The organism is Rhodococcus sp. 1163, from assembly GCF_002091985.1.
In the GTDB taxonomy this organism is placed as follows: Bacteria; Actinomycetota; Actinomycetes; order Mycobacteriales; family Mycobacteriaceae; genus Rhodococcoides.
Genome location: NZ_MKKX01000019.1, coordinates 55625 through 82367, shown reverse-complemented (window position 1 = coordinate 82367; position 26743 = coordinate 55625). Strand labels below are relative to the sequence as shown.

The 26743-nt window shown below is 60.8% G+C and carries 27 protein-coding genes, 2 rRNA genes and 1 riboswitch; of the genes, 13 read left to right on the top strand and 16 right to left on the bottom strand.

All coding sequences use genetic code 11. From position 1 onward, the window contains the following. Positions 1-45: 45 nt before the first annotated feature. Positions 46-3203 (top strand): 23S ribosomal RNA (locus tag BJD99_RS08935). A gap of 133 nt (positions 3204-3336) precedes the next feature. Then, positions 3337-3453 (top strand): 5S ribosomal RNA (gene rrf / locus BJD99_RS08930). A 295-nt stretch (positions 3454-3748) separates the two neighbouring features. Here rrf and BJD99_RS08925 read toward each other — a convergent pair. Continuing rightward, the gene (locus BJD99_RS08925) at positions 3749-4054 is read right to left on the bottom strand and encodes a GNAT family N-acetyltransferase (protein ID WP_084346487.1); all 306 of its coding nucleotides are present in this window, start codon (positions 4052-4054) and stop codon (positions 3749-3751) included. A 134-nt stretch (positions 4055-4188) separates the two neighbouring features. On the opposite strand from BJD99_RS08925, the gene BJD99_RS08920 reads away from it, so the two are divergent. Beyond that, positions 4189-4962: a hypothetical protein gene (locus tag BJD99_RS08920; protein ID WP_084346486.1), complete on the top strand. Its 774-nt coding sequence runs from the start codon at positions 4189-4191 to the stop codon at positions 4960-4962. A gap of 240 nt (positions 4963-5202) precedes the next feature. Beyond that, positions 5203-5511, top strand: coding sequence for a homoserine dehydrogenase (locus BJD99_RS08915; RefSeq protein WP_084346485.1), 309 nt, complete (start codon positions 5203-5205; stop codon positions 5509-5511). Positions 5512-5518: 7 nt separating this feature from the next. Here the strand turns inward: BJD99_RS08915 and BJD99_RS08910 are convergent, their stop codons facing one another. Next, positions 5519-5884 (bottom strand): helix-turn-helix domain-containing protein, encoded by a 366-nt coding sequence (locus BJD99_RS08910; protein WP_179142260.1) that lies wholly within the window; start codon positions 5882-5884, stop codon positions 5519-5521. A 58-nt stretch (positions 5885-5942) separates the two neighbouring features. Here BJD99_RS08910 and BJD99_RS08905 point away from each other — a divergent pair, with 58 nt between their 5' ends. Beyond that, positions 5943-6584, top strand: coding sequence for an FMN-dependent NADH-azoreductase (locus BJD99_RS08905; RefSeq protein ID WP_084346484.1), 642 nt, complete (start codon positions 5943-5945; stop codon positions 6582-6584). Positions 6585-6586: 2 nt separating this feature from the next. Here BJD99_RS08905 and BJD99_RS08900 read toward each other — a convergent pair whose 3' ends face one another. From BJD99_RS08900 to BJD99_RS08880, 5 genes are all read right to left on the bottom strand, one after another. Then, entirely contained in the window at positions 6587-7312 is a 726-nt protein-coding gene (locus BJD99_RS08900; RefSeq protein ID WP_084346483.1) for an ABC transporter ATP-binding protein, read from the bottom strand. Then, complete coding sequence (locus tag BJD99_RS08895; protein ID WP_084346482.1) at positions 7309-8142, bottom strand: ABC transporter permease; 834 nt, start codon at positions 8140-8142, stop codon at positions 7309-7311. Before BJD99_RS08895 ends, BJD99_RS08900 begins: the two co-directional genes overlap by 4 nt. Next, on the bottom strand, positions 8120-9133 hold the full coding sequence (locus tag BJD99_RS08890; protein ID WP_084346481.1) for an ABC transporter substrate-binding protein: 1014 nt from the start codon (positions 9131-9133) through the stop codon (positions 8120-8122). Before BJD99_RS08890 ends, BJD99_RS08895 begins: the two co-directional genes overlap by 23 nt. Further along, a complete protein-coding gene (locus BJD99_RS08885) occupies positions 9130-9822 on the bottom strand; it encodes a TenA family protein (RefSeq protein ID WP_256895565.1) in 693 nt (230 codons plus the stop codon). Before BJD99_RS08885 ends, BJD99_RS08890 begins: the two co-directional genes overlap by 4 nt. 41 nt (positions 9823-9863) lie before the next feature. Further along, positions 9864-9963, bottom strand: a riboswitch (TPP riboswitch). A 161-nt stretch (positions 9964-10124) separates the two neighbouring features. Next, on the bottom strand, positions 10125-10778 hold the full coding sequence (locus tag BJD99_RS08880; RefSeq protein WP_084346480.1) for a hypothetical protein: 654 nt from the start codon (positions 10776-10778) through the stop codon (positions 10125-10127). Between the two features lie 88 nt (positions 10779-10866). Here BJD99_RS08880 and BJD99_RS08875 point away from each other — a divergent pair, with 88 nt between their 5' ends. Both BJD99_RS08875 and BJD99_RS08870 read left to right on the top strand, forming a co-directional pair. Beyond that, the gene (locus BJD99_RS08875; RefSeq protein ID WP_084346479.1) at positions 10867-12426 is read left to right on the top strand and encodes a carboxylesterase/lipase family protein; all 1560 of its coding nucleotides are present in this window, start codon (positions 10867-10869) and stop codon (positions 12424-12426) included. Positions 12427-12488: 62 nt separating this feature from the next. Continuing rightward, positions 12489-14006, top strand: a complete 1518-nt coding sequence (locus tag BJD99_RS08870) for an ATP-dependent DNA ligase (RefSeq protein WP_084346493.1) — start codon at positions 12489-12491, stop codon at positions 14004-14006. A gap of 17 nt (positions 14007-14023) precedes the next feature. Here BJD99_RS08870 and BJD99_RS08865 read toward each other — a convergent pair whose 3' ends face one another. The 3 genes from BJD99_RS08865 to BJD99_RS08855 form a co-directional block, all read right to left on the bottom strand. Beyond that, positions 14024-15406, bottom strand: coding sequence for an FAD-binding oxidoreductase (locus BJD99_RS08865; protein WP_084346478.1), 1383 nt, complete (start codon positions 15404-15406; stop codon positions 14024-14026). A gap of 67 nt (positions 15407-15473) precedes the next feature. After that, entirely contained in the window at positions 15474-15986 is a 513-nt protein-coding gene (locus tag BJD99_RS08860) for a DUF3558 domain-containing protein (protein WP_084346477.1), read from the bottom strand. 9 nt (positions 15987-15995) lie between these two features. After that, entirely contained in the window at positions 15996-16589 is a 594-nt protein-coding gene (locus tag BJD99_RS08855) for a DUF3558 domain-containing protein (RefSeq protein WP_256895563.1), read from the bottom strand. Positions 16590-16713: 124 nt separating this feature from the next. On the opposite strand from BJD99_RS08855, the gene BJD99_RS08850 reads away from it, so the two are divergent. Continuing rightward, a complete protein-coding gene (locus tag BJD99_RS08850; RefSeq protein WP_084346475.1) occupies positions 16714-17025 on the top strand; it encodes a hypothetical protein in 312 nt (103 codons plus the stop codon). Here the strand turns inward: BJD99_RS08850 and BJD99_RS08845 are convergent. Beyond that, positions 17022-17660: a Type 1 glutamine amidotransferase-like domain-containing protein gene (locus tag BJD99_RS08845; RefSeq protein ID WP_084346474.1), complete on the bottom strand. Its 639-nt coding sequence runs from the start codon at positions 17658-17660 to the stop codon at positions 17022-17024. The genes BJD99_RS08850 and BJD99_RS08845 overlap by 4 nt on opposite strands. Beyond that, positions 17657-18097 carry an HIT family protein gene (locus BJD99_RS08840; protein ID WP_084346473.1) on the bottom strand — a complete coding sequence of 147 codons (441 nt, stop codon included), beginning with the start codon at positions 18095-18097 and terminating at the stop codon, positions 17657-17659. The genes BJD99_RS08845 and BJD99_RS08840 overlap by 4 nt, the downstream gene beginning before the upstream one ends. Before the next feature lie 335 nt (positions 18098-18432). Between BJD99_RS08840 and BJD99_RS08835 the strand changes: the two genes are divergently transcribed. From BJD99_RS08835 to BJD99_RS08825, 3 genes are read left to right on the top strand one after another with little or no spacing between them, the layout of a single operon-like run. After that, positions 18433-19509: a Re/Si-specific NAD(P)(+) transhydrogenase subunit alpha gene (locus BJD99_RS08835; protein ID WP_084346472.1), complete on the top strand. Its 1077-nt coding sequence runs from the start codon at positions 18433-18435 to the stop codon at positions 19507-19509. Beyond that, a complete protein-coding gene (locus tag BJD99_RS08830) occupies positions 19509-19847 on the top strand; it encodes an NAD(P) transhydrogenase subunit alpha (RefSeq protein ID WP_084346471.1) in 339 nt (112 codons plus the stop codon). The genes BJD99_RS08835 and BJD99_RS08830 overlap by 1 nt, the downstream gene beginning before the upstream one ends. Then, positions 19847-21268, top strand: a complete 1422-nt coding sequence (locus tag BJD99_RS08825; protein WP_084346470.1) for an NAD(P)(+) transhydrogenase (Re/Si-specific) subunit beta — start codon at positions 19847-19849, stop codon at positions 21266-21268. Before BJD99_RS08830 ends, BJD99_RS08825 begins: the two co-directional genes overlap by 1 nt. A gap of 63 nt (positions 21269-21331) precedes the next feature. Here the strand turns inward: BJD99_RS08825 and BJD99_RS08820 are convergent, their stop codons facing one another. Beyond that, positions 21332-22021 carry a hypothetical protein gene (locus tag BJD99_RS08820; protein WP_084346469.1) on the bottom strand — a complete coding sequence of 230 codons (690 nt, stop codon included), beginning with the start codon at positions 22019-22021 and terminating at the stop codon, positions 21332-21334. Positions 22022-22111: 90 nt separating this feature from the next. After that, the gene (locus BJD99_RS08815) at positions 22112-23269 is read right to left on the bottom strand and encodes an MFS transporter (protein WP_084346468.1); all 1158 of its coding nucleotides are present in this window, start codon (positions 23267-23269) and stop codon (positions 22112-22114) included. Positions 23270-23597: 328 nt separating this feature from the next. Here BJD99_RS08815 and BJD99_RS08810 point away from each other — a divergent pair, with 328 nt between their 5' ends. Continuing rightward, positions 23598-23975, top strand: coding sequence for a hypothetical protein (locus BJD99_RS08810; protein ID WP_084346467.1), 378 nt, complete (start codon positions 23598-23600; stop codon positions 23973-23975). 70 nt (positions 23976-24045) lie between these two features. Next, positions 24046-25071 (top strand): phosphotransferase family protein, encoded by a 1026-nt coding sequence (locus BJD99_RS08805; RefSeq protein WP_084346466.1) that lies wholly within the window; start codon positions 24046-24048, stop codon positions 25069-25071. Here BJD99_RS08805 and BJD99_RS08800 read toward each other — a convergent pair. Further along, positions 25068-25532 (bottom strand): thioesterase family protein, encoded by a 465-nt coding sequence (locus BJD99_RS08800; RefSeq protein ID WP_084346465.1) that lies wholly within the window; start codon positions 25530-25532, stop codon positions 25068-25070. The genes BJD99_RS08805 and BJD99_RS08800 overlap by 4 nt on opposite strands. A gap of 6 nt (positions 25533-25538) precedes the next feature. Beyond that, positions 25539-26738 (bottom strand): benzoate/H(+) symporter BenE family transporter, encoded by a 1200-nt coding sequence (locus BJD99_RS08795; RefSeq protein WP_084346464.1) that lies wholly within the window; start codon positions 26736-26738, stop codon positions 25539-25541. Positions 26739-26743: the final 5 nt, after the last annotated feature.

Below are 26743 nucleotides of genomic sequence, written 5' to 3'. Positions count from 1 at the left end.
TGTGTGTGTTGTTTGAGAATTGCACAGTGGACGCGAGCATCTTTGTTGTAAGTAATGAAGAGCGTACGGTGGATGCCTTGGCACCAGGAGCCGATGAAGGACGTAGGAGGCTGCGATAAGCCTCGGGGAGCTGTCAACCGAGCTGTGATCCGAGGGTGTCCGAATGGGGAAACCCAGCACGAGTGATGTCGTGTTACCTGCACCTGAATATATAGGGTGTGTGGAGGGAACGTGGGGAAGTGAAACATCTCAGTACCCACAGGAAGAGAAAACAATTGTGATTCCGTGAGTAGTGGCGAGCGAAAGCGGATGAGGCCAAACTTTGTGCGTGTGATACCCGGCAGGGGTTGCGTATGGAGGGTTGTGGGGTTTACTTTGTCGATTCTGCCGGATCGGCCGACAGTAAGAAATCATGGTGTTAGTCGAAGTGGTCTGGAACGGCCTGTCGTAGAGGGTGAGAATCCCGTAGACGAAAATACTGTGACTGTCGTAGTGAATACCCAAGTAGCAGCGGGCCCGTGAAATCTGCTGTGAATCTGTCGGGACCACCCGATAAGCCTGAATACTCCCTGGTGACCGATAGCGGACTAGTACCGTGAGGGAAAGGTGAAAAGTACCCCGGGAGGGGAGTGAAATAGTACCTGAAACCGTGCGCTTACAATCCGTCAGAGCTGGTGAACAGTTTGTTCTGTTGCTGGTGATGGCGTGCCTTTTGAAGAATGAGCCTGCGAGTTAGTGGCATGTCGCGAGGTTAACCCGTGTGGGGTAGCCGTAGCGAAAGCGAGTCCGAATAGGGCGTATCACCGTGAGGTGTGTAGTGGCGTGCTCTAGACCCGAAGCGGAGTGATCTACCCATGGCCAGGTTGAAGCGACGGTAAGACGTCGTGGAGGACCGAACCCACTTAGGTTGAAAACTGAGGGGATGAGTTGTGGGTAGGGGTGAAAGGCCAATCAAACTCCGTGATAGCTGGTTCTCCCCGAAATGCATTTAGGTGCAGCGTCACGTGTTTCTCATCGGAGGTAGAGCTACTGGATGGTCTAGGGGGCTTACCGGCTTACCGAAATCAGCCAAACTCCGAATGCCGATGAGTGAGAGCGTGGCAGTGAGACTGCGGGCGATAAGGTTCGTAGTCGAGAGGGAAACAGCCCAGATCGCCAGCTAAGGTCCCTAAGCGTGTACTAAGTGGAAAAGGATGTGGGGTCGCGAAGACAACCAGGAGGTTGGCTTAGAAGCAGCCACCCTTGAAAGAGTGCGTAATAGCTCACTGGTCAAGTGATCCTGCGCCGACAATGTAGCGGGGCTCAAGTACACCACCGAAGCTGCGGCACTCATACAATAGCCCGCATGTTCCTTACGAGGAGTGTGCCAGGTGTGTGGGTGGGTAGGGGAGCGTCGTGCAGCCATGGAAGCATCGGAGTGATCCAGGTGTGGAGGCTGTGCGAGTGAGAATGCAGGCATGAGTAGCGAAAGACGAGTGAGAAACTCGTCCGCCGAATGACCAAGGGTTCCTGGGCCAGGTTAATCCGCCCAGGGTGAGTCGGGACCTAAGACGAGGCCGACAGGCGTAGCCGATGGACAACGGGTTGATATTCCCGTACCCGTGTGAACGCGCCCATGGTGAATCAGTGATACTAACTGCCCTGAATCCACGTTACTGATCTCTTTCGAGAGTGAGGGGTGTGGTGGATGCGCAGGACCTGATCTGGTAGTAGCCAAGCGATGGGGTGACGCAGGAAGGTAGCTGGGCCAGTCAGTGGTAATACTGGTGTAAGCCTGTAGGGCGAACGGTAGGCAAATCCGCCGTTCATGATGCCTGAGAGGTGATGCGTAGCCGATTGAGGCGAATTCAGTGATCCTATGCTGCCGAGAAAAGCCTCTAGCGAGCTTTCACACGGCCCGTACCCCAAACCGACACAGGTGGTCAGGTAGAGAATACTAAGGCGATCGAGATAACTATGGTTAAGGAACTCGGCAAAATGCCCCCGTAACTTCGGGAGAAGGGGGACCCTGTCTGGTGATGAACTTTTCGTTCTGAGCTGGGTGGGGTCGCAGAGACCAGTGAGAAGCGACTGTTTACTAAAAACACAGGTCCGTGCGAAGTCGTAAGACGATGTATACGGACTGACGCCTGCCCGGTGCTGGAAGGTTAAGAGGACCGGTTAGTCACTTCGGTGGCGAAGCTGAGAATTTAAGCCCCAGTAAACGGCGGTGGTAACTATAACCATCCTAAGGTAGCGAAATTCCTTGTCGGGTAAGTTCCGACCTGCACGAATGGCGTAACGACTTCTCAGCTGTCTCAACCATAGACTCGGCGAAATTGCATTACGAGTAAAGATGCTCGTTACGCGCGGCAGGACGAAAAGACCCCGGGACCTTCACTATAGCTTGGTATTGGTGTTCGGTTCGGTTTGTGTAGGATAGGTGGGAGACTGTGAAGCGGTGACGCCAGTTACTGTGGAGTCGTTGTTGAAATACCACTCTGATCGTATTGGATACCTTAACCTCGGACCATGATCTGGTTCAGGGACAGTGCCTGGTGGGTAGTTTAACTGGGGCGGTTGCCTCCTAAAATGTAACGGAGGCGCCCAAAGGTTCCCTCAGCCTGGTTGGCAATCAGGTGTCGAGTGCAAGTGCACAAGGGAGCTTGACTGTGAGACTGACACGTCGAGCAGGGACGAAAGTCGGGACTAGTGATCCGGCACCGGCATGTGGAAGCGGTGTCGCTCAACGGATAAAAGGTACCCCGGGGATAACAGGCTGATCTTCCCCAAGAGTCCATATCGACGGGATGGTTTGGCACCTCGATGTCGGCTCGTCGCATCCTGGGGCTGGAGTAGGTCCCAAGGGTTGGGCTGTTCGCCCATTAAAGCGGCACGCGAGCTGGGTTTAGAACGTCGTGAGACAGTTCGGTCTCTATCCGCCGCGCGCGTAAGAAACTTGAGGAAGGCTGTCCCTAGTACGAGAGGACCGGGACGGACGAACCTCTGGTGTGCCAGTTGTTCCACCAGGAGCACCGCTGGTTAGCTACGTTCGGAAGGGATAACCGCTGAAAGCATCTAAGCGGGAAGCCTGTTCCAAGATGAGGTTTCTCACCCCCTCGAGGGGGTAAGGCCCCCGGCAGACCACCGGGTTGATAGGCCAGAACTGGAAGTCGGGTAACCGATGTAGGTGACTGGTACTAATAGGCCGAGGACTTACCACAAAGAAGCTACGCGTCCACTGTGCAATATCTGAAACAGCACACGTTTCAGTATTACAAAATTGAATGAGCCAACTTCATTCACCGTTATGTGTGAATGGTTCGTTGTGTTCCGTGTGTAACTGTTTCATAGAGTTACGGCGGCCATAGCGGAGGGGAAACGCCCGGTCCCATTCCGAACCCGGAAGCTAAGCCCTCCAGCGCCGATGGTACTGCACTCGACAGGGTGTGGGAGAGTAGGACACCGCCGAACACATTGTGTAGTGAAGCCCCCAACCGTATGGTTGGGGGCTTTACTGCGTTTATTGCTCTTGGTGTGCTGGTGGCTGCTGTGTCGATAGCGTCGGCGGGCCCACATCCCACATTCGTGTTCGACGGTCGCTTCGGTGGCGCACCGACGTTATCTGATCGTATGAATGGTCCATCGACGCGGTCAGGGGGCGCATCATCGGCATTCCTGTCGTCATCGACACCGTCGACGGCACTGCTTCGATGGCGCACCGACGCTATCTGATCGTATGAATGGACCATTGAAGCAATAAGCGGGGCTATATCTGGCCGGGAGATTCGGACGACTGGAGTAGATCGTCGTAGCGACCTGCGCTCGACTCGATGAACTCCCGTACGAACCAGCATGCCGGGATTACGGAGAACCCTCCTGCGCGGCTGTCTTCGAGGACGTGTTCTGTCAATATCGCCGCGAGCCCGTGGCCGCGATGTTCGGGGAGTGTCACGGTGTGGTTGAACGTTCGTATGCCGTCCGACTCCAGGTAGTCGGAGAATCCGGCGAGGGATTTGTCGAGATATATCTCGAATCGATGCTGCTCTGGTAGGTGTTCGATGCGGTGTTCCATAGTGATCGATTGTGCACGGGTTCCTGTCGGGGTGGTTGGGCGACTAGGCTGAGGTGGATATACGAGTCGTGCGCGCCACCCGTCGTAGGCACTTCTCATCATCTGCACGGGTAAGCAGACCAGAGGTGGCATAGGTGGAAGATGTATCGGAGCAGGGAATCAGGGCCTTCATCGGCGCTGTTGTATTGCGCGGCGGTCGGGCCGAACGGCTGACGACGTCGCGGCGTAATCCAGTTCAGGTTTGGGGTGTAGACGGTTCGAGCTGCGTGGTTCGGGTGCGGTCCAAGGCCGTAGGCGATTGGAAGGCTCGTCGTCAGGACGAGTCGTTGGCAAGTGACGACACCGGGTCGTCTTACTGGGTGTTCGTGGATCTGGGTGCTTCCGAGCCGTCGTTCTTCATGGTGTCTTCCGAAGAGATGGCGGCTGATATTCGCGGCGAAGTCGATTTGTGGGTACAGGATTCGCCGCTTCGCACTCGAACTGGTCACCACGCTATCGCGGTCGGGCGAGTCCAACACGGACGCAACAAGTGGTCGCTGTTGGGTCTGCATGCGGCTGCCGATCCAAAGCTGGAAGAGGAAGCTCGCGCTGCCGCTGTTCACCGGGCCAAGCCGGCCGTGCGTCGCGGCCCGTCGAAGAAAGCTGTTGCGGCTGAGGAAGAGATCCCAGATCTGCGGGTCCGGGTCGTCGCCGATTTCGACGGCTACCGTCTGAGTGCCCGATTCGACCCGTCCAACAAGCGCCTCGAGATCATGCAGGGGCCGATGGAGGGGCGACGGTTCGACGATCCTACGCAAGCTGCCAGCGCTGTAGCCACGCATATCAGCGGCGATATCGAGGTCAGGGATGGCTGGAAATTCTGGGAATTGGATACTCCAGAGCGACTTCCTCTAGGAACTCTGCAGTAACGTCCGCGAATCCGCTGATCTGGTTGTTGTGATCGCTCACAACGATCTCAATAACCGGCATCGGGTCGTGTTTAGGTCGCTATCGTTGGGCGCAGGTCAGGTTTTAGCATTCGAATCTCGACACCCCCACTCATGCGATCTTTCTGATGGCGGAGTTTCGTCAGCACTGTCGCCGGTCCGAGCCGGCAATAATTTGTGGCGACCTTGGCGGGTTGTCGACCTGTAGGAGAGGTCAGCCCAGTGGAGCAGTCGTCCCTTCACGCATCACGTTTCGTGATTCTGGTAGCGCAGTTCGTCGACCATCGGATCACGGCCGACTACTTCTCTTCGCAATTCCGGAACCTGGAGCGATCGGATGGCGAACACCTCGATCGCGATATAGCGATCATTGTGGGCAAGCTGTCGGTGGACGTGGGCGCATATCGCGGAGACGTCAATCTTCTCGGTGTCGACTACATCGATGCACATCAACTGTGGCGAGCATCAGGGGAAGCGTTTCGTGATCTCTTGACATTGCAGTCGGAGCTGCTCGGACGCCAAGCCGGCTGACGCGACGCTAGGGTGTGAACTTCTCCCGATGCCGGATGAGGTCTTCCAGGCGAAAGCGTCGGTGGGTTCCACGCATTTCGATGGCCAGTGACCCTGCGTCTGCGAGTTTGCGAACATATGTGTCGGATACTCCGAGAAGGTCTGCCGCCTGTGAAGTGGTGAGCAACTCGTTGACCGGTCCGATCGTCACAGCGGTCCCTGACGCGAGTTGACGGAGTAGTTCCATCACTGCGCGCCGACCGGACTCGTCGATATCGAGATCGGCTCCGTCCAATGCCAGGTGCGGAGTTCGTCCGTCCGCATCGGAAATCGACGAAGTGACTCGACGCGCGTCCTGAGGTGAGAGCGCCGCTGCGATGTACCGGTGGTCCATGTCTGAACCCTACTGCGGCATATCCTGTTCGGTACCCCCTCGATCCCAGGAGTGCTTCATGCCGCAGTTGCTGCATCTCGATTCGTCCGCCGACCTGAGTAATTCCGTCTCACGCGCGGTCACGGCACATTTTTCGGATGTGTGGCATGAGCAGAGCCCGGACCACTCGGTGATCCATCGCGATTTGCACCGAGATCCGCTGCCGCATCTTCCGACGTCGGCGATGCATTGGGCCCCACATTTGCGGACGCCGGACGAGGCTGTGCCTCCCGAGGCAGAGGCGTTGCAAAAAACGTTGATCGACGAGGTGATCTCGGCTGACGTCGTGGTGATCGGTGCTCCGATGTACAACTGGTCGGTTCCGTCGACACTGAAAGCATGGATCGACTATGTCCATGTTCCCGGTGTCACGGTTCCGTTCGACGGCCCGACTCGTCCACTCCAAGGCAAGCCGGTGGTAGTGGTGTCGAGTCGTGGCAACGAGTACGGGGCGGGGACACCTGACTTCGGTACCGATCACGCCGTTCCGCTGTTACAACAGGTTCTCGGTGCCGCGCTCGGAATGGATCTGTTCGTTGTCGTGGTCGATCTGACGTTGGCGACCCGTGTACCCGCGATGGCGACCCTGGTTCCTCGGTCCAGAGACAGCCTGGACACCGCGTGGGTTGCGGTCGCGGATCTTGCGGCACGGCTGGGCTGAGATCAGCGGCCGGGGTTGCCGATCAACACCTCCATCAGTTCGGCTTCCAGCGCAGCGAAGTGCGGTGTCGTGACGACGTCGAGCTTTCGTGGCCTCGGCAGCGATACCGTCACTTGCCGTCGTACATGTGCCGGCTTGTCCGATAGTACGATCACCCGATCCGAGAGATAGACAGCTTCCCGGATGTCGTGGGTGATCATCAGGACGGTCCATCGGTAGTCGAGCCAGACGTCCTGCAGCCACGCTTGCATGCTGGTGCGGGTCAGCGAGTCGAGGGCTCCGAACGGCTCGTCGAGCAGTAGTACCTCGCGTTCTTGAATCACCGTGCGCAGCATCGCTGCTCGCTGCCGCATCCCGCCGGACAATTCGGAGGGCCTCGCCTTCTGGTATCCCTCGAGCCCGAAGGCGGGAAAGAGTTTCTGCGCCTGGATCCGCGCTTGCTTCTTGCTCATCCCGCGAACCTCGAGGCCGAGTGTCGTGTTGTCGAGCACAGTGCGCCACGGAAACAGCAGGTCCTTCTGTGGCATATAAGCGCACGGGGGTGCCTCGACGACTCCGCTGTCCGGGGTATCGAGACCGGCAATCATATTGAATACTGTGCTCTTGCCCGAGCCGCTCGGACCGATGACGGAAACGAACTCTCCAGGCTCGACGTCGAAGCTGACCCCGTCGAGGATTGGCCGGTCGCCGTAGGACTTCGTGAGTCCGGACAGATGCACGGCCGTCATCGCGGCCGACTGTCCTGCGCCCAGGGGGCGACGACGCGTTCAACGGCGTAGGTCAGCAGGAAGAGCGTCACGCTGATAACGGCCGTGACGAGCACCGCAGCCAGGACGAGATCGGTGCGGAACGAGTTCTTCTGCTGGCTCATGTATATCCCGAGTCCGGCGCTGGCTCCTGCGTATTCGGCGAAGATGGCACCCACGACGGCGTACGTGATTCCGATACGAAGCGAGGTGAAGAAGCGGGGCATCGCAGAGGGCAGACGAATATATCGAAACTGCTGCCAGCGGGTTGCGCCCATGCTCGCCAGGAGTGCGCGCGCATCTCGATCGGCTGCCGCGAATCCTTCGATGAGGCCGATGGCCATGGGGAAGAACGTAGCGAGCGCGATCACGAGAATCTTGGGAAGTAGTCCGAACCCGAACCAGATGATCAGCAGTGGGGCAATAGCGATGATCGGAAGCGTCTGCGAGATCACGAACAGCGGCACCACTGCTCGTCGGAGCCATGGTGAGAAGTCGACGGCGACGGCAAGTATCCAGGCAACTACCAGGGATACTGCAAATCCGAGAACGGTGACTTGGAGAGTTGCTGCTGCATTCTCGGCGATGGCGTCGCGCTGCGCCCAACCCTGAGCCACGATTCTCGACGGCGAGGGCAGTACCTGTGGTCGGATCCCGCTGAGCTGGACATAGACCTGCCATCCGATGACGAGCACCACGACGATGGTGACCGACGGCAAGGCCCACCTGACCGCAGCCCCGATTCGCGGTCTACGCTTCGCCGGCCGTTCGACTGCGCCGAACGCCGCGCTACTGAGCGCCGAGGTAGTCATCGGTGAAGTAGGTGGACCAGTCGGGCTCGGCGTCGACGGCGTTGCCGCCTTGATCGACCAGGACACCGTTTTCGTACAGGAATTTCGAATATTCGGTCCATTTGTCGAGGTTCTGTCGCCCGACCGCGCCCGACTCGTCCAGCATGTAGCGGTCGGCGAGCATCTGCTGGCTTTCGAAGACCAATTGCTCGTCCGTGAAGACTCCCGGATTCGCATCGATGATGTCCTGCGCGGCGCGGACCGGATCGTCTGCCGCGAGTTGGTAGCCGCGTTGCAGCGCCTGGACGAATTTCTCGGCCTCGTCGGGATGGCTTGCCAGCCAGTTCTCGTTACCGTTGACCGTGAGTGCATAGGCGTCGGGGAAGCCGTAGTCGGTGTAGTCGAAGTACTTCATCGGAGTACCGCTGTGCTCGGCCTCGATACCCTCCCACGCCAGGTAGGACACGGTGAAGTCCGCTGTGCCCGAATACACGGCCTCGTAGGCCGAGGTTCCGAGTACGACGGTGTCGTACTCACCTTTGCCGCCGTCGTTCTGGATGACTTGGCGTAGTCCGGCCTTCTCGCCGGTATCACCGAAGCCTGCGTAGACTTTGCCGTCCAAGGCTTTCGGGCTCGGTATGTCTTCGCGGTCGGCTTTCACCCCGATTCCGGTGGCCCAGTGTTGCAGCGGGGCCAGTACCGAAATGATTTGAGCTCCAGCGGTTTTCGCGAATGTAGTTGAACTCTGCGTACTGATGCCGAACTCGGCGTTGCCCGCGTCGACCAGAGTGTCCGGGGAGGTGCTGTTGTACGGCAGGATTTCGACGTCGAGTCCGGCGTCGGCGAAGTATCCCTCCTGTAAAGCGACGTACAGCCCGGTGTGGTTGGTGTTCGGTGTCCAATCGAGTGCGAAGCGGATGGTATCGGAGTCGGTGGATTGTGCACACGAAGTCAGCGATGTGACGGTGACGACGGCTACCGCGAGGGCGCCGATTTTTCGGGAAAGTGTCACGGTGTTACCTCCGAAGCGGCAATCTCGGAAGAGGAAGTTGGCCACGGTGCGGGGTGAAGTGCGCTGTCCCAGAACATCGATTCGTACCGTGTCGCGATGACGAATGCGTCGATCATGGCGCTTCGTTGAGCATCGGTAGCGAGCCGAGCGGCGTCGTCTACCAGCAGGCGCGCGCAGTCGACGACATCACGGAATTCTTCCGAGTCGTACGTCGAAACCCATTGTGCGTAGGGGTGATCCGGATCATGGTGGAGAACCTGTGCGGCCGATACCGACAGGCGGACGGCCACGTCGGCGTAGATCCAGAAGCATGGCAGGATCGCCGCCGCCGCAACGGGATAGGGCTCGGTGGCGGCGGTTGCTACCAAGTACGAGACGTACCCGAGGCAGGTTGGTGAATGCATGGCCTGCGCATCCGTCGGGGGGAGCGCATCACCGACGAGAATTGACTCGTGAAGTGTCGCCTCCTCGACTGCGCTCGCCGCGGAGGTGGCCCAGAACGCGGCAGTCGCGGTGTCCGGAGCTTTCGATGCGAGAATAGCCAGCGCTTTCGCGTATCCCGCCAGGTACAGCCGATCCTGCTCGAGATATCTGCGGAACGCGTCGAGCGGCAGCGTGCCCTCGCCCAGCAGTGTCAGAAATTCGAGTTGGTCGATCGCGTGACGCAACGAAGATGTCGAGCCCCACATAAGATCCGTGTGGCGGACAGAGTCCACCGAGTTTAAAGGCGCAGTCATCGCCTTGACATCCCTTCGTCAGCATTACCTGCATCAGGTTCGACGGGTGTGATCTCAGCATCCGCATGTACGGACGCACCCCGTGTCAGAACATCGCCGACCCTAGCACCCTTGGTCGGCGATGCGGTGTCGAGCGGGCTGTCGCAGGGTCCTCGATGCCTGGTGGTGGCGCGCAACATTTCGTCTACCGAGGATTCCTAGCCGGTATCTGAGGTGAGGTCGCGCGCTGCCGAAACACTCTTTCGAAACTGCGTCTACTTCAGCTCGAATGCCTTGTCCGACACCGTGAAACCATGGCCGACCTGATCCAGGCAGGTGACCCCGGACGACTCCTCGACTCGGCATTCGAGCCCATTGGAACGCCCACTTCCGGGTACGGCGAGTGTGAGCCCGTACGGCAGTTCCTTCGCAGTCCCGTCGAACCGATGAAAGCGCGGATCGCCTGAGCTGAGAAACCTGGCAGGGGATCCTGCAGTGATCTCGACGGTGTTGGGAGCCACCGAAGACTCTGGAGCACCGCTTCCCGCCACTCGCGGGGCCGAGCGGGGGAACTCGCCGTGACACCCAGCGACCGAGGTCTCGGTCACGACGATCGCGCATTCGAACTTGCCACTCGGGCTGGTGAAGTAGAAGAACCCGGCAGTGCTCTTGTACTGGGACGGGTCGGCGGTCGGCGGGGGACTGCTCGTCGTCGGTTTGTCGGGAGTCGTCGAGGTGTTTGTTGTCGGGGCGGCCGATGTCGTCGGCGAGGGTGCAGTCGCGGGCGTCGTGCGGACCACCGACGGTGGGTCGGTGTCGACGGTCGCAAGCGGCGCCGTTGCGCTGCCGTCGACATCGGAACCGCATCCGGAAAGAACCAGGGCGGACGCTGCACCAACGGCTGCGCCGCATGCGCGTAGTCGGTTCATCTTGCCAGCTTAAAGTGGACGGATAGGTCCCGGGAATTGGTACCTTGACCAGTATCGGATGTGCCTACGTCGGATACGGAGGAATGCCATGACCGAAGTCGAGCAAGACGGCGTTTGGACATGTCAGGTGCACACTCCGGACGGCGACGTGATCGGGTACCGCGACGGCACGCACTTCGTGTGGAAGGGGATCCCATACGCGGCTGCGACCGCCGGCGAACATCGCTTCAGGTCTCCGCGGCCCGTGGAACCGTGGGCAGGAGCCCGGGATTGTCGACGTTTCGGTGACGTGGCACCCCAGGGCAAAGCTAATCCGGTGCCGATCGATCCGACGATCCCGATGTCGGAGGACTGTCTGTCGGTCAATGTTTGGGCACCCGAGCCCGACGGTAGACCTCGGCCGGTGATGGTGTGGATTCACGGCGGTGCGTACTCGCTCGGTTCCTCTGCGCAGAGCGTTTACGATGGCAGGCGGCTGGCCGAACTCGGTGATCTGGTGCTCGTCACCGTCAACTATCGCGTCGGGGCTTTCGGATTCCTCGACTTGTCGTCGTTCTCTACAGCGGAGACGGTCTTCGAGACGAATCTCGGCTTGCGTGATCAGATCGCAGCACTCGAATGGGTGCAGCGTTGCGTGGAATCGTTCGGTGGTGATCCGTCGAACGTGACCGTGTTCGGCGAGTCCTCGGGTGGCGCGTCGGTCACGACACTGATGACCTCGCCGAAGGCCGATGGGCTGTTTCACCGCGCTATCGTGCAAAGTGCGCCCGCGACGTCGGTGTACGGACCGGAACGCGCGGCGGCCGTGGCCACGAGATTCCTCGAACTCGTCGATATCACTCCGGATCGAATCGGGGAGTTGAAAACCGTCGACTTCATGCGTCTCGTCGAGGCGGGCGACACCCTGTGTTACGACGTCCCGACGCGGGTGCCGGGCACGTTGGGGCTCGCGCCGGTAGTCGACGGAGATGTCGTCCCGCGGTATCCCGTTGCAGCGTTCCAGAAGGGATACTCGCACCGCATCCCGTTGATCATCGGAACGAATCACGACGAGGCATCGATCTTCCGCTTGATGAAGTCACCGTTGATGCCGGTCACGTCGGACACCGTCACGGAGATGTTTCGTGCGATCGCGAACGATCACTCGGATCTGCCGGCGTTCCGGATCGCGGAAATCATGTCGGCTTATCCGGATCGATCGAAATCGGCTGGTGCACTTGCGATGTCGAGGGATGCTGGATTTCGAATGCCGACGATGTGGATCGCGGACGCGCACAGTAGATTTGCGCCAGTCTGGATGTATCGATTCGATCATGCGACACCGATGCTGAAGGCTGCTCGTATAGGTGCGGGACACGCGACCGAGTTGCCATATGTCTTCGGCAATTTCGGAACGTTGAATCGAGATCCGACATTCTGGCTCGGTGGCCGCAAGGCAGCGACGGCAGTATCGCTGCGTGTGATGAAGCGATGGGTCGCCTTCGCCCAGCACGGAGTCCCCGCCACCCTCGACGGTGCGAAGCATTGGGCGCCCTACGTCGAGCCGACGCGCTCCACACTTGTCATCGACACCCAGGATTCTCTTGTCGAAGACCCGGACGCCGTTCTACGCGCGGCATGGGGAGATCAGGTGCTCGGCTTCACCTGACGTTGCCAGGGTCGGTGGATCGAGGTGGATTGAGCTGGTCCACTTCGGGATACTTACATCTGGTGCTGTTCATCCGAATCGTCGAGACCTCGTTGGCCGTGGGTGCCACTCGCTCCCGTAAGGCCAAGACCGAGGCGCTGCGGCTGTTGCTCACCGAGGTCGACCCATCGGAGACCGCCACCGTGGTGGCGTGGCTGTCCGGTGAATTGCCGCAGGGCCGAATCGGCGTGGGCTGGCGGACCTTGGCCGATATCGACGTCGATCCGTCCGCCGCGGGCACACTCACCGTCGCCGAGGTCGATACGAAGATCACGACGGTTGCCTCGACCTCCGGTCCGGGTTCGACCGCCCGACGTCGCGAGGTCCTGACGGATCTTCTTGGGCGGTCGACGGGTGACGAGCGCGTGTTTCTGGTTCGGTTGCTGACCGGCGAGTTGCGCCAGGGTGCACTCGAAGGCGTGATGACCGACGCGATTGCTGCTGCGGCGGGACTGAAAATCGACCCGGTCCGACGGGCTTTCATGCTCTCCGGGAATTTATCGGCAACGGCGTCCGCTGCGCTGGCCGGAGGCGAGACTGCACTGGCACTCTTCGAACTCGAGGTGGGTCGCCCGGTGCGTCCGATGTTGGCCTCGCCCGCGGAGTCGTCGGCCGCGGCGTGGATCGAATTCGCAGGCGAGGTGAGTTTGGAGTACAAACTGGACGGGGCTCGCATCCAGGTCCATCGATCGGGTGAAGATGTACATATCTACACCAGGACCCTGCGGGAGATCACCGACAGCGTGCCGGAGCTCGTCGAGTTGATCCGAGCGTTGCCGTGCACCAGCGTCGTACTCGATGGGGAAACCCTCGCACTCACCGACAGTGGCAGGCCGCGTCCTTTTCAGGAGACGATGAGTCGGTTCGGTGCCCAGAGTGCCCACGAGTTGCTTCTGCAGCCGTACTTCTTCGACTGCCTGCATCTCGACGGCGTGGATCTGCTGGACGAACCGCTCGAACGCCGGCTGGCAGCGCTGGAACAGGTTGCACCCATTCATCGGATTCCGTCAGTGGTACGCCCGGACGCCGACGCTGTAGCCGGGTACTTCGAGGAGGCGTTGGCCGCCGGGCACGAAGGTGTGATGGTCAAGTCGTTGTCGGCGCCTTACGCCGCGGGCCGACGCGGCCGCACGTGGCAGAAGGTCAAGCCCGAGCACACGTTGGATCTGGTGGTACTCGGTGCGGAATGGGGCTACGGCAGGCGGACGGGCCGGCTGTCCAATCTGCATCTCGGGGCGCGCGATCCAAGCGGTGGGGATCCGATCATGGTCGGCAAGACATTCAAGGGGCTCACCGATGTACTGCTGCAATGGCAGACCGAGGAGTTTCCGAAACACGAGAGTTCACGTGATGAGCACACTGTGTACGTGTATCCCGATCTTGTCGTCGAGATCGAACTCGACGGTGTGCAGAAGAGCACCCGCTATGCAGGCGGAGTTGCGCTTCGATTCGCCCGGGTGCTCCGATACCGGCCCGACAAGACACTGGCTGAAGCCGACACGATCGATGCCGTTCGCGCGCTCCTTCTGCCGTCCACCTGAGCGCATACCGCGCTGTGTCAGAGGATTGCGCCGGGATTGAGAATGCCGCTGGGGTCGAGGGCGGTCTTGATCCGCTGAGTGAGCTCCATGACGTCCGCTCCCACCTGGTCGGGTAGCCACGCTTTCTTCAGCCTGCCTACTCCGTGCTCGCCGGTGATGGTGCCGCCAAGGGTCAGTGCCAGGTCCATGATCGCTCCGAAAGCGATGTTGGCACGACGTGTCATATCGACATCGGCAGGATCGAACACGATGAGCGGGTGAGTGTTTCCGTCTCCGGCGTGGGCGATGACAGCGACTAGGACTGCGTACTTTTCGGAGATTCGTTCGATACCTTCGACGAGGTCGGGTAGCGCGGGGAGCGGCACACCGACGTCCTCGAGGAGCAGACTGCCGAGACGTTCCACAGCGGGAATCGCGAATCGCCTTGCAGCAGCGAAAGCCTCGCCCTCATCCGGATCGTCGGTTGTGAAGACTTCGGATGCACCAGCCTCGGTGCACGCGGCCGCCATGATCTCGATTTCATGCGCGCGGTCGTCACCGGGGGAGTCCGAACGGGCAATCAGCATCGCTGCGGCTCCGCGGTCCAGGCCCATCTTCATCGCGTCCTCGACTGCGCCGATCGACGCACGATCCATGAATTCGAGCATCGATGGCCGTAGCGAGCGGGTGATCGCGAGGATGGCGGTGGTCGCGTCACGAACCGAGGAGAACGACGCAACAACGGTGCTGGCCGGCGGTTGGGCCGGAATGAGACGCACGGTGATCTCGGTGATGATGCCGAGCGTCCCCTCGCTGCCGATGAATAGTTTGGTCAGTGACAGGCCCGCAACATCTTTCAGGCGCGGGCCACCGAGTCGTACCGCGGTGCCATCGGCGAGAACGACCTCGAGACCGAGCACATAATCTGCGGTCACCCCGTATTTGACGCAGCACAGACCGCCCGCATTGGTAGCGGCATTCCCGCCGATCGAACACATCTCGAACGACGACGGATCCGGCGGGTACCAGAGCCCGTGTTCGGCAGCAGCCTTCTTGACTTCGACGTTGAGTAGTCCGGGTTGGGTGACCGCGATGCGGGTGACCGGATCCACCGTGATGTCACGCATCAGTTCGGTGCTGAGCACGATTCCGCCGTCGACGGCCGTCGCGCCACCGGACAGTCCGGATCCAGCTCCGCGAGGAACTACCGAAACATTGTGTGTGCTGGCCCATTTCATGACATTTTGCACATCGACGGTGCAGGTGGTCCGAACTACCGCCAGCGGAGCTCCGGCATCCGGGTCCTTGGCCCAATCGTGGCGGTAGCCCTCCGTCAGATCAGGATCGGTGAGAACCGCGCCGTCGGGTAACGAGCGCTTCAACGCGAGTAGCCGCGGATCCAGTTCGATCGGTTCACTCATCGCTCATCCTCGTCTCGATCTCGGCTCTCGCTGTCGAGGGTATGGGTCGGACGGGGATCGCGAGTCGTTATTGATTGCGTTGCAGCGTCAGTTCGGCGAGCTTCGTCGCACCTACACAGGGGTCGACGGTCCCGCCGCGATACTGCACCCACCAGGTAATGGTGCCGGTGTACGCGGCGGTGATGCCACACGACGCGGGATCACCGGGTCGGCGTGAGAGAAAAGCGTTCGTACCGGCAACCGTGACGGGTTCGATTGCGTAGTTCAGCTGTTCGGCCAGTGCCCGCTCACGACCGAGAGAATTGTTCTCGAACCAGGCGAATGTGACGTCCACCGAGCCTGCGGCCCCGGTGCCCGTCCACATGCAGACTGCGCCGTAGAAGTACTGGTCCACGACATCCGCCTGGACGGATTCGGCGATCTTGTCGTTCGGGACGGCCGTGCATTCCTGCAGCAGTTTGTCGAACTGTGAATCGCCGCCCAATCCGGCAGGTGTGGGGGTTCCTTCGATGGTGGTACTGCAGCCGGCAAGTAGCAATGTTGCTGTCACCACGGCAACTCGCGTCCGAGTTCGGTTCATCGCTCTCACCTACTTCGCGTTCGCTACGGTTGCGCGGGCCAGGTCCTCGACAACCTCGCAGCTGTCGCGAGGAGGTACCGCAAATGCATAGTTCAGCGACCAATGCAGAAATCCGTCCCCGGATTCGACTGCCGCTTCACATGACGTATCGGCACCTTTGGCGGTGAAACCTGGGTGTCCGTCGACATCGATGTACGCGATCTCGCGACCGATCTGCGCGGCGACGGATCGTTCGCGGTCGATCGGGCTACCTCGATACCACGTGAACATGGCGTACGCACCGGAATTGGGTGCCTCCCACCTGCACCGGACACCATTCTTGGAGGAGGAGGCGATACCGGGGACTCCGGTGATAGAACCCAACTGCTCGTCTGTCATCGAACCGCACTCTCCGACGAAAAGCTCCTCCGTGGCCGGTGTCGGGGCCGCCGTAGAAGTGGCCGAATCGAGAGTGGATTCCGAGTTCTCCGCGGAACAGCCGGTGGCAGCAAGAACCAGCACTGCGACACCGAACGGAATTCCGCGCTTCCACACGTGCAGAACCATACCGAGGCGGCGGATTCGACGCGGAGAGGACCTGGCTATTGGAGTCACATCTGTCACATCAGCCACTCTGTTACCTGATTGATGCAGCGACGACACGAAATCAGGTGGCTGTTGAGGCTAGCGTCCACCACTAGTGGTAGCTGCTCGGCGACTCGGCCGGGTACCAAGGAGGGTGAGAAACATGATGGATTCCACCAGTAAGTCCTGGACATTCATCGCCGCGATCTTCTCGTACGAATTCCAAGGCGGCGGAGTCGATTACGACACCATCGAGATGATCCATCGTGGTGACGTTCACGAGTGGATCGTTGCGCTCGAGCTATCCGGCCTTTTCGATCGAGCGGTCGTCGAGCACGTGGAGATCACGTGGAAACGACAACCTCGGTTACTCCTGGACACTCTTCTCATCGACGCGGACGAGATGACCCGCAAAAGGTGCGATATGGCATGGGCGTCGCTCGACCGTCTCGCGCCCATTGCCCAGTCCGGTTAAAGGAAGATAGGTAGTTCGCCGTCGATCACGACTACCTGCTCGTCGGTCAGGGTCCGGTACGCAATGTTCTCTCGCTCGTACTGCGAGACCATCTTCGGTCCGGAACAGTTGTCGTCGAGGATCGATCCGAAATGTGGAACTAACGCGAAATCGATCAGACCCAGCCCGTTCCACACAACTTCGGTGCCGGTGGCCGGTAACACCTCGTCCGGATCGTCGGCCGCCTCGATTCCGCGCAAGGTGGTCGACACGACACACGCGCCGGCGCTGTAGCCGCCGTAGGTGAGGGTCCCCTCGCGCACTCGACGTGCTATCGCGAAGTCCGCCCCGCTGCGGCTCAATTGCGCACGTAGAACAAAGGTGTTGCCACCGCGGACCCAGACGGTGCCGTAGCGATCGAGCTCCTTCGCCAGTTGCTCAGGGCGGTCGATGAACGAACGGAGGTCGAGTTCGTATGGATCGAATCCGAGCGCCCGCAGGTCTCGTACTTCGGTGGTGACTGCCGACTGGCGGGCGGCGCTCGGCCATCCGTCGACAGCTGAGGCGATGACCGCAATGCGTCCCGGCGTTCCCGTCAACCCGAGGAACTTCTCGACGTGATCACCGAATCGATACGACGCCAAAAACATTTTCATGGTCGACCCTCTCGGGACAAGCGAACGATGCCCTCCCTGATCGCGTCCGCGGTCTCCTCCGGTTTGCGCAACCGTCGAAAGACGAACCCTCCCGCGAAGCGCAACTTGTCACCCGTCCACCTGGGAACGACATGAAGATGGGTGTGGAAGACAGTCTGGAAAGCGGCCCGCCCGTCGTTGACGACGAGATTGGCGCCGTCGGTACTCAGGTCCGATCGTCGAAGTGCGCGTGAAAGTCGATGACCGGCTGCGAATACTGCCGCGCCGAGTGCTGGATCCAACGAGTCGAGATCAGCTGCGTGCAATTTCGGGACAACCACGATGTGGCCCCTGGCTACAGGGCGAATATCCAGAAACGCCAATACGTCGTCGGTTTCGAACACGATCGTCGCCGGTAAGTCGCCTTCGACGATGCCGCAGAAAACGCACTCGATCATTGGGTTTACAGTAGGCGAGCCTCTACCTGCCGGTCACCTATGACGTCGATCACGTTGGGTGGCATACCCGCACGTCGCGATACATCGCGCTCGCTTCTGGGTGGAACTTACTGTGGCGTGGGTTACCTAAGATCTATCGACTCTGGCTATCATCAGAAACCTTGTGCCTTGTCGCATGGATTCGCCTCCTCGTCGCGCGGATGAAGTAACCATTCGACGAAACCGTAGGCGCCAATCAACTCACGAAAGTCGGAGATTTGGAAACATCGCAGAGCACTGAGAACAATCCGAGCACACCGGGCACCAGCGCTGAAGGAACGAGCACAGGTAAACCGGTGCGAGTGGGCGTAGTCCGCGAGTCCGGAGAGGGCGAGCGTCGCGTCGCGTTGGTTCCGAAAATCGTGGCGTCGCTGATCGGCAAAGGCGTCGAGGTGATCGTCGAGTCCGGCGCAGGCCTGGGCGCACTGATTCCGGACGAGCTGTATGTATCGGCCGGCGCGAGGATCGGGGACCCTTGGGGTGCCGATGTCGTCGTCAAGGTCGCACCGCCCACCGATGCCGAGGTCGCGAAGCTCTCTTCGGGTTCGACGCTGATCGGATTCCTGGCGCCGCGTAATGCGGAGAACAGTATCGGTGCGCTGAAGGCAGCGGGCGTGCAGGCGTTCGCCGTCGAGGCGATTCCCCGTATCTCTCGTGCGCAGGTCATGGACGCATTGTCTTCACAGGCGAATGTCGCGGGCTACAAGTCAGTGCTGCTAGCGGCGTCCGAGTCGACAAGATTCTTTCCGATGCTCACCACCGCCGCCGGCACGGTCAAGCCGGCAACAGTCCTGGTCCTCGGTGTCGGTGTCGCCGGATTGCAGGCTTTGGCGACAGCCAAGCGTCTCGGCAGTCGCCCGACCGGGTACGACGTGCGCCCCGAGGTTGCCGATCAGGTCCGCTCGGTCGGCGCTCAGTGGCTCGACCTCGGGATCGACGCAGCAGGTGAAGGTGGCTATGCCCGCGAACTGACCGAGGAGGAGCGTACGCAGCAGCAAGACGCCCTCGAAGAAGCAATCAAGGGTTTCGACGTCGTCATCACGACCGCGTTGGTGCCCGGGCGTCCGGCGCCACGTCTGGTGACGGCCGCGGCCGTCGAGGGCATGAAGCCCGGAAGTGTCGTGGTCGACCTCGCCGGTGAGACCGGCGGTAACTGCGAGTTGACCGAGCCCGGTCGGACCGTCGTCAAGCACGCTGTCACCATCGCCTCGCCGTTGAATCTGCCTGCCACCATGCCCGAGCACGCAAGCGAGCTGTACTCGAAGAACATTTCGGCGTTGCTCGAACTTATGCTCGTCGACGGTGGCCTCGCTCCTGATTTTTCGGACGAAGTCCTCGCTGGTGCATGCGTGACACGTGAGAAGGAGAACTGATGTACACCCCGCTGTTGGCGAATATCGCGATCCTGGTGTTGTCCGGGTTCGTGGGCTTCGCGGTGATCTCCAAGGTGCCCAACACCTTGCACACCCCGCTCATGTCCGGTACCAACGCCATCCACGGCATCGTTGTGCTCGGCGCACTGGTGGTGCTGGGCAAGGTCGAGGATCCCTCGATCGGTCTGCAGATCATCCTGTTCGTCGCCTTGGTGTTCGGAACTGTCAATGTGATCGGTGGATTCGTCGTCACCGATCGCATGCTCAGCATGTTCAAGTCCAAGCCTGTGCCCGCCGCAGTTGCCCCTGGATCCGTCGAGAAGGGTGCTGACTCCTGATGGACAATCTCGTCAACATTCTCTACATCGTTGCCTTCGGCATGTTCATCTACGGTCTGATGGGTCTGACCGGTCCGAAGACGGCTGTTCGCGGTAACCAGATCGCCGCGGTCGGCATGTTCGTCGCAGTCGTCGCGACGCTGATCGCGATTCGGGACACCGAGAATTGGATTCTGATCATCGTAGGCCTCGTCGTCGGTGTCGCTCTGGGTATTCCGCCGGCACGCCGAGTGAAGATGACCGGTATGCCTCAGCTGGTGGCACTGTTCAACGGTGTCGGCGGCGGCACGGTCGCGTTGATCGCGTGGGCAGAGTTCCTCGACACCTCCGGGTTCTCGGACTTCAACCATGGCGAGTCGCCGACGGTGCACATTGTCATCGGTTCGCTCTTCGCGGCGATCATCGGTTCCATCTCGTTCTGGGGTTCGCTCATCGCGTTCCTCAAGCTCCAGGAAACATTGCCGGGCTCTCCGATCACGATCGGGAAGCTGCAGCAGCCGATGAACGCGCTTCTGCTCATCGGCGCCGTTGCCGCAGCGGTAGTGATCGGAATCAATGCCACCCCCGGCGCCGGTGTCTCGCAGTGGTGGATCGTCGCAGTCTTGGTGCTGGCAGGCATTCTCGGTTTGACGGTGGTGTTGCCGATCGGTGGCGCGGATATGCCGGTGGTCATCTCGCTGCTCAACGCGTTGACCGGTTTGTCGGCTGCGGCAGCAGGTCTGGCTCTGAACAACACGGCAATGATCGTGGCGGGCATGATCGTCGGCGCGTCGGGCACAATTTTGACGAACTTGATGGCCAAGGCCATGAACCGGTCGATTCCGGCGATCGTTGCCGGCGGGTTCGGTGGCGGCGATGCTGCAGCCGGACCGGCGGGGGCTGCTGGGGGCACCGCGAAGGCGACGTCGGCTGCCGATGCTGCTATTCAGATGGCATACGCAAACCAGGTCATCGTCGTTCCCGGTTACGGTCTCGCCGTGGCGCAGGCGCAGCATGCGGTCAAGGACATGGCCAAGTTGCTCGAAGCGAAGGGTGTCGAGGTCAAGTACGCGATTCACCCGGTCGCCGGCCGTATGCCGGGACACATGAACGTGTTGCTTGCCGAGGCCGACGTCGAGTACGACGCGATGAAGGAAATGGACGACATCAACGACGAGTTCTCTCGCACCGACGTCACCTTGGTGATCGGCGCGAACGATGTCACCAACCCGGCTGCTCGCAACGATTCGTCTTCCCCGATCTACGGGATGCCGATTCTGAACGTCGATCAGTCCAAGTCGGTTATCGTGCTCAAGCGTTCGATGTCCTCCGGATTCGCGGGAATCGAGAATCCGCTCTTCTTCGCCGAGGGCACTTCGATGCTCTTCGGTGACGCCAAGAAGTCGGTGTCCGATGTGACCGAGGAACTCAAGGCTCTGTAGCAATCAGGTAGCTGAGCCCGAAAACGACCGAGCCTCGAAGTGAGGCTCGGTCGTTTTCTCGGTTCAGCGCAGCCGCCGCTGTACTGCCATGGCTGCAGTGTCCAGTGGGTTGCGCGCTTCCCTCTGGGCGGCGACGGGTGAGTACAGCATCACTGCGGACGCCGCGGCCCACCATCCGGCGACGATCAGCAGGGTTGTGGTGACGCCGATGATCGTCGCCGCTCCACTGATGATTGCAGCGGTGCCGACCGCCATCACTGCCACAGTTCCGAGGCCCCACACGATCGGTAGATGCCGGGTGGCGGCGACGAGGGTGGCAGCGCACATCAGTGCTGCGCACGCTGTCACGTAGCCGTTGGGGAGCGCAGAGGCAGGAACCCAGCCCGCCGCCCATGTCCGAACCGCAGCGGTAGTCAGCGAAGCACCGATCGTCAGAGTGATCACCGCGCCGATTCCGTAGTGAAGTTTGCGAATCAGGGCTACGACCGTCAGTGCCGCGACGGCAATCAGCACCGGTGTGATGCCGAAGGCCTGGAGCACTTTCTCCGACAGGCCGACAAGTTCGGTCACGACTACGCGTGAGTGCGGGTAGGTGAACCCTAGTGTCGGTAATACGACCAGGATGGTCAGCAACGTCAGAGCTGCTGTTCCGGCCGCGATTGCTCGCACAGTCGTGCCACGTCGGCGGAAGACTGCGTCCAGTTCCTCTTCGTTCAGTTCGACAAGTTCCATGCTGTCGGTGTTCGTGGTCATAGGCCCAGCACCGCTTGGTCTGCACGATTCATGGCCACGACACTGCATCATGACCCTGAGCGCTCGATGTGAATCGGCCGTGAATTCCGTTCAGGTGCTCTCCATGCGGACGTGTGGCGAACGAACGGTTCCGGCGGTTGCGGCTGCGAGCAAGGTAAGAGCCAAGGGAACTGCCATCGCGGCCGTAAGTGGAACGACGTGCGACAACCAGCCGATGACGGCAGGACCGGCGAGGAACCCCACATAACCCATGCCGACGACGCGCGACATATTCGTCGCCGGCGCACCTGATCCGAGGTTGCCTGCGCTGGTGAATATCTGAGGGATGCTCCCGGACAATCCGAGGCCGAAGGCCGCCCAGCCTGCCAACGCGAGCGGTAGGGACTCGGACACGAGCACAAGGAGCATCCCCGCTGCGGCCACTAGGCTGCCGTAGCGAACGACGGCGACCGGGCCGAATTGCGCGCTGATGCGGTCCGCGCAGAAGCGGCCGACGGTCATCGCCGATGCGAAGAAGCCGAACGCGAGCGCCGCGATCCCGTCCGAGGTGTCGAGATGTTCCTTCACCTGCAACGTGCTCCAGTCGTTGGCGACGCCCTCGGACAGAAACAGCGCGAACGCCAGTGCACCGAGGCCGAGTACCCGCGGAGAGAACCAGCCGAGCGCGGGCGCGTCGGAGCGATTCGGTGATGTCGAGGTGTGAGTCGCGCGCAGTAGAAACGACCGGCACGATGCGATGGCGATCAGGCCGAGTAGCGCGGCGCCGCCCATCGACATCTCGATCGGAAGTTCGGCTTCCAGTGTCGCGGCACCTATCAGTGCTCCGAGTACACCGCCCACAGAGAACAAGGCGTGAAAGGCCGCCATGATCGGTCTCGGATACATGCGCTCGACCTCGACTGCTTGAGCGTTCATCGCCACGTCGAGAGCGCCGTTGGACATTCCCACCACGAACAGTGACGCGCCGAGAGTGACGACGCCGGTCGACAGTGCCGGCCCCATCAATGCAACGCCCAACATCGAGGCCGAAAACATAACGAGTCGATCACTGCCGAAGCGATCGGAGAGGCGCCCAGAAGCCTGCATTCCGAAGATCGCGCCGACCGCAAGAAGGAGCAGCAACGATCCCAGCGTGGCGTGCGAGATGCCGGTGCGGCGCTCGACCATCGGAATGTGCACGACCCAGACGGCAAAGAGGAACCCGTTGACGGCGAATATCGTGAAAATTGCGACGCGTGCCCGTTTCATGCGCGGCGGTACGCCAACGGGAACATCTACCACGAAGCCCAACGTTACCTGGCGATTGTCGGTCGAGTCGGGCCCTGGCGCACTGCATGCCTGTTCGGAAGAAGTATTCGGTGCTGAGTCAGGTGCGGATTGCGCCACTGCTGTGACGCTGGTCACAACGCGTGATTTCGTCTGGCGGCACCAGTGGGAGAGGGCGTAGTTTCTTCCCATCGGCCATGAGCGGTATTCGTTACAGATGGAGCGTAACGATCCTGAAACGGTCTCGACCAGGTCAATGCCTCTTGGGTCTCATCGGCATCACGAGGCGGAGCCGCTCGAAGGAGAAATCATGACGCTCGCAGACGCTCGTTGTTCGGATGCTGTCGCTACTGCCAGCGGTGAAGCGCAGACCCTCTCTCGAAGTCAGCTCGACATGATGCGTGCATTCTTTTGCTATGAATTCGAGGTTGCTCGACTCGAACGCATCTCGCTACCCGAGGCCACTCCCGAGGTCGTAGCCGAGTGGGTCGGCGCCCTCGAGATGAGCGGGCTGTTCGCTGGAGCAGAACTACGCACAATGGCAGACGCCTGGCTCCGTGAGCCCGAATCGCTCGTGTCTCTCCTGGTGGGCGACGTCGATGAGATCGCTGCCCGCCGCGAGGTGGGTTCGACGGTAGAAAGTGTGACCTCCAGCGATGCCGATACAGATTTGATGCGCGCCAGCTGATCCCACCCCCGCTGTCGGGGTCTTGGCTACCATCCTCCCAATCGAGTAAGTGCTGGAGGGAAGGAAGCAAATGACCACAGCAGGTGTGGACGAACCCGCAGTCGCCGAGTGGATCGGAAGTCTGGGTATCGGTGCGGTGTCGCCGTTGAATTTCGAGCGCGTCGGCAACGGACAGTCCAACTTGACCTACTCCGTCAGTGATGCGGGCGGGAGTCGGTGGATCATGCGTCGGCCACCGCTCGGTCACCTGCTGGCGTCGGCACACGACGTCGTGCGTGAGCATCGAATCATGTCCGCGTTGCAGAACACACCTGTTCCGGTACCCAAGATGCTGGCTGTGTCGGACGATCCCCGGATATCGGAAGTACCTCTCGTACTGATGAGCTTCGTGGACGGCGTGGTCCTAGACTCGGTGAACACTGCGGAACGGTTACCAGCGGAGGTCCGTAGAGCAGTCGGCCTCAACATGGTGGGGGCCTTGGCCGCCATCCATCGCGTAGATCTCGAGAGCGTCGGCCTTCTCGACCTTGCAAGCCACGGCTCGTACGCGGCCCGTCAACTCAAGCGCTGGACAAAGCAATGGGAGCAGTCCAAGTCTCGTGAGGTGCCCGCAATCGACTCCCTCGCCGCGCGATTGGCGGCAAACATTCCCGAGCAACACGAGCTTTCGCTGGTACATGGCGATTTTCATCTCAACAACGTGATCGTGTCACCGACCAGGGGTTCGATTCTCGCCGTGGTCGACTGGGAGCTCAGTACGCTCGGTGATCCACTCGCCGACCTCGGCGGGCTTCTCGCCTACTGGCCCGAGGCAGGGGACGCCGTCGCGGGCCCCTTCATGGCGTCCACTGCGGCAGGATTCCCGACGCGCGATGAACTGACTGCCGAATATGCGGCCAAGACGGGCCGTGATGTCACGTCGGCAGGATTTTGGCAGGTGCTGGCGCTGTGGAAGCTTTCGATTATCGCCGAGGGTGTCATGCGTCGGGCCGAGGCCGATGTCCGTAACCGCGCCGACGCCGGATCTCCCACGACTTCGTTGATCGACGACATCGTGGGGCGGGCCGTGTCGACCGCGGACGATATCGGCATTTAGTTCGGTATCACCAGAGTGCGTGCTGCTGCTTCGATTTCGGTGGGAATCGGCACAGGTCGACGGGTCTGGGCGTCGACGTAGACGTGTACGAAGCGGCCGGTTGCAGCAAGCTGCAACTCCTCGCCTACGGCTTCACGAAAGAGGGCGAGCTTGTAGACGATGCTGCGTGTTCCGAGTTTTTCGACCGACAGCCCGACTTGGAGTCGATCGGGGAACGACAGCTCGCGGTGGTAATTGCACGAAGTTTCTGCGACGACGCCGATCGCGGACAGTAGCCGAATGTCGAGGCCGGTCGTCGCCATCAGCCACCCGTTCACCGCAGTGTCGAAATACGAGTAATACGTGACATTGTTGACGTGGCCATAGTGGTCGTTGTCGTCCCACCGCGTCCCGACGGGCCACAGAGCGGGGTATTCGGATGCCGGGTTGTGCTCGGCGCGCTGATCGGCGGAGGCAGTCATGCATGCTTACTCTATCGGCTTACGCGCTAGAACCCAGCGCAGGAGCAGGCCGACAACCAGAGCCCAGAATGCCGATCCGATACCGAAGACCACCACGCCCGAAGCGGCGATGAGGAAGGTGAGGATTGCAGCCTCACGACCGGTCACTGCTTTCAGTGCGCCGGCGAGCGATGCACCGAGTGTTCCGAAAAGTGCAAGACCGGCAACCGTTTCGACGACGCCGGGTGGAGCAACCGCGACGAGGGTAGCCACGGCTGCCGAGCACAGTGCGAGGAAAAGGTAGAACCACCCTGCCGAAAAGGCTGCGATCCAGCGTCGTTTCGTGTCCGGATGCGCACTGGGTCCAGCTGCCAGCGCAGCGCTGATGGCGGCCAAGTTGATTGCGTGACCGCCGAATGGGGCACCGAGGACAGTGCCGATTCCGGTGATACTCGAGACCGGTCGCCACGGGACGTCGTAGCCGAACGAGGTCATCACCGCCACTCCCGGGATGTTCTGCGACGCCATGGTCACGATGTACAACGGCAGCGCTATTCCGATGATTGCCTGCCATGTCCAGTGCGGCATCGTCGGATCGATTCGTGGAATCAGATCGAGTGCGCGGGGAATTCGATCCTGACTCGACACATCGATGGCGATGACGATCGCAGCCGCGCCGAAGGCAGCAGGAACCGCCCAACGCTGGGAGAATCGTTGCAGGACAAGCCATACCAGAATTACTGGAGCGATCACCGCCGGGGAAGTAGCAAATGCTGTGACCGGTTGCAGGCACAACGGCAGCAGTACCCCGGCGAGCATCGCTTGGGCGAGTGATGTCGGAATCGATTGGATCAACTTGCCCAGTCGGGGCCACAGCCCCGTTGCGACGATCAGGACACCCACCACGACGAAGGCTCCGACGGCTGCAGGCCAGCCGCCGACGACAGTTCCGGTGCCCGCCAGCAACGCTGCGCCAGGAGTCGACCAGGCGAGCGTGATGGGCTGTCGATAGCGGCGCGAGAGATACACCATGCCGACACCTTGGGTGATCATGACGGCGAGGAGTCCTGAGGCTGCTTCGGTCGGCGTTGCTCCGACGGCACGAAGTCCGGTGAGGACGACGGCGAACGAACTGGTGAATCCGACGAGCGCGGCGACGATGCCTGCGAGGATCGGCTGCACTCGTCCCTCATCGGGCGCAGTAGTGGTGGCTGGGTGATCGGGCACGAATG

What these genes read in the sequence shown, in the direction of transcription:
- BJD99_RS08925 (WP_084346487.1), bottom strand. Translation starts at nt 4,054, where the DNA reads ATGGAACACCGCATCGAACACCTACCAGAGCAGCATCGATTCGAGATA.
- BJD99_RS08910 (WP_179142260.1), bottom strand. Translation starts at nt 5,884, where the DNA reads ATGGACCACCGGTACATCGCAGCGGCGCTCTCACCTCAGGACGCGCGT.
- BJD99_RS08905 (WP_084346484.1), top strand. Translation starts at nt 5,943, where the DNA reads ATGCCGCAGTTGCTGCATCTCGATTCGTCCGCCGACCTGAGTAATTCC.
- BJD99_RS08900 (WP_084346483.1), bottom strand. Translation starts at nt 7,312, where the DNA reads ATGACGGCCGTGCATCTGTCCGGACTCACGAAGTCCTACGGCGACCGG.
- BJD99_RS08895 (WP_084346482.1), bottom strand. Translation starts at nt 8,142, where the DNA reads ATGACTACCTCGGCGCTCAGTAGCGCGGCGTTCGGCGCAGTCGAACGG.
- BJD99_RS08885 (WP_256895565.1), bottom strand. Translation starts at nt 9,822, where the DNA reads ATGTGGGGCTCGACATCTTCGTTGCGTCACGCGATCGACCAACTCGAA.
- BJD99_RS08880 (WP_084346480.1), bottom strand. Translation starts at nt 10,778, where the DNA reads ATGAACCGACTACGCGCATGCGGCGCAGCCGTTGGTGCAGCGTCCGCC.
- BJD99_RS08875 (WP_084346479.1), top strand. Translation starts at nt 10,867, where the DNA reads ATGACCGAAGTCGAGCAAGACGGCGTTTGGACATGTCAGGTGCACACT.
- BJD99_RS08865 (WP_084346478.1), bottom strand. Translation starts at nt 15,406, where the DNA reads ATGAGTGAACCGATCGAACTGGATCCGCGGCTACTCGCGTTGAAGCGC.
- BJD99_RS08860 (WP_084346477.1), bottom strand. Translation starts at nt 15,986, where the DNA reads ATGAACCGAACTCGGACGCGAGTTGCCGTGGTGACAGCAACATTGCTA.
- BJD99_RS08850 (WP_084346475.1), top strand. Translation starts at nt 16,714, where the DNA reads ATGATGGATTCCACCAGTAAGTCCTGGACATTCATCGCCGCGATCTTC.
- BJD99_RS08845 (WP_084346474.1), bottom strand. Translation starts at nt 17,660, where the DNA reads ATGAAAATGTTTTTGGCGTCGTATCGATTCGGTGATCACGTCGAGAAG.
- BJD99_RS08840 (WP_084346473.1), bottom strand. Translation starts at nt 18,097, where the DNA reads ATGATCGAGTGCGTTTTCTGCGGCATCGTCGAAGGCGACTTACCGGCG.
- BJD99_RS08830 (WP_084346471.1), top strand. Translation starts at nt 19,509, where the DNA reads ATGTACACCCCGCTGTTGGCGAATATCGCGATCCTGGTGTTGTCCGGG.
- BJD99_RS08825 (WP_084346470.1), top strand. Translation starts at nt 19,847, where the DNA reads ATGGACAATCTCGTCAACATTCTCTACATCGTTGCCTTCGGCATGTTC.
- BJD99_RS08820 (WP_084346469.1), bottom strand. Translation starts at nt 22,021, where the DNA reads ATGACCACGAACACCGACAGCATGGAACTTGTCGAACTGAACGAAGAG.
- BJD99_RS08815 (WP_084346468.1), bottom strand. Translation starts at nt 23,269, where the DNA reads ATGAAACGGGCACGCGTCGCAATTTTCACGATATTCGCCGTCAACGGG.
- BJD99_RS08810 (WP_084346467.1), top strand. Translation starts at nt 23,598, where the DNA reads ATGACGCTCGCAGACGCTCGTTGTTCGGATGCTGTCGCTACTGCCAGC.
- BJD99_RS08805 (WP_084346466.1), top strand. Translation starts at nt 24,046, where the DNA reads ATGACCACAGCAGGTGTGGACGAACCCGCAGTCGCCGAGTGGATCGGA.
- BJD99_RS08800 (WP_084346465.1), bottom strand. Translation starts at nt 25,532, where the DNA reads ATGACTGCCTCCGCCGATCAGCGCGCCGAGCACAACCCGGCATCCGAA.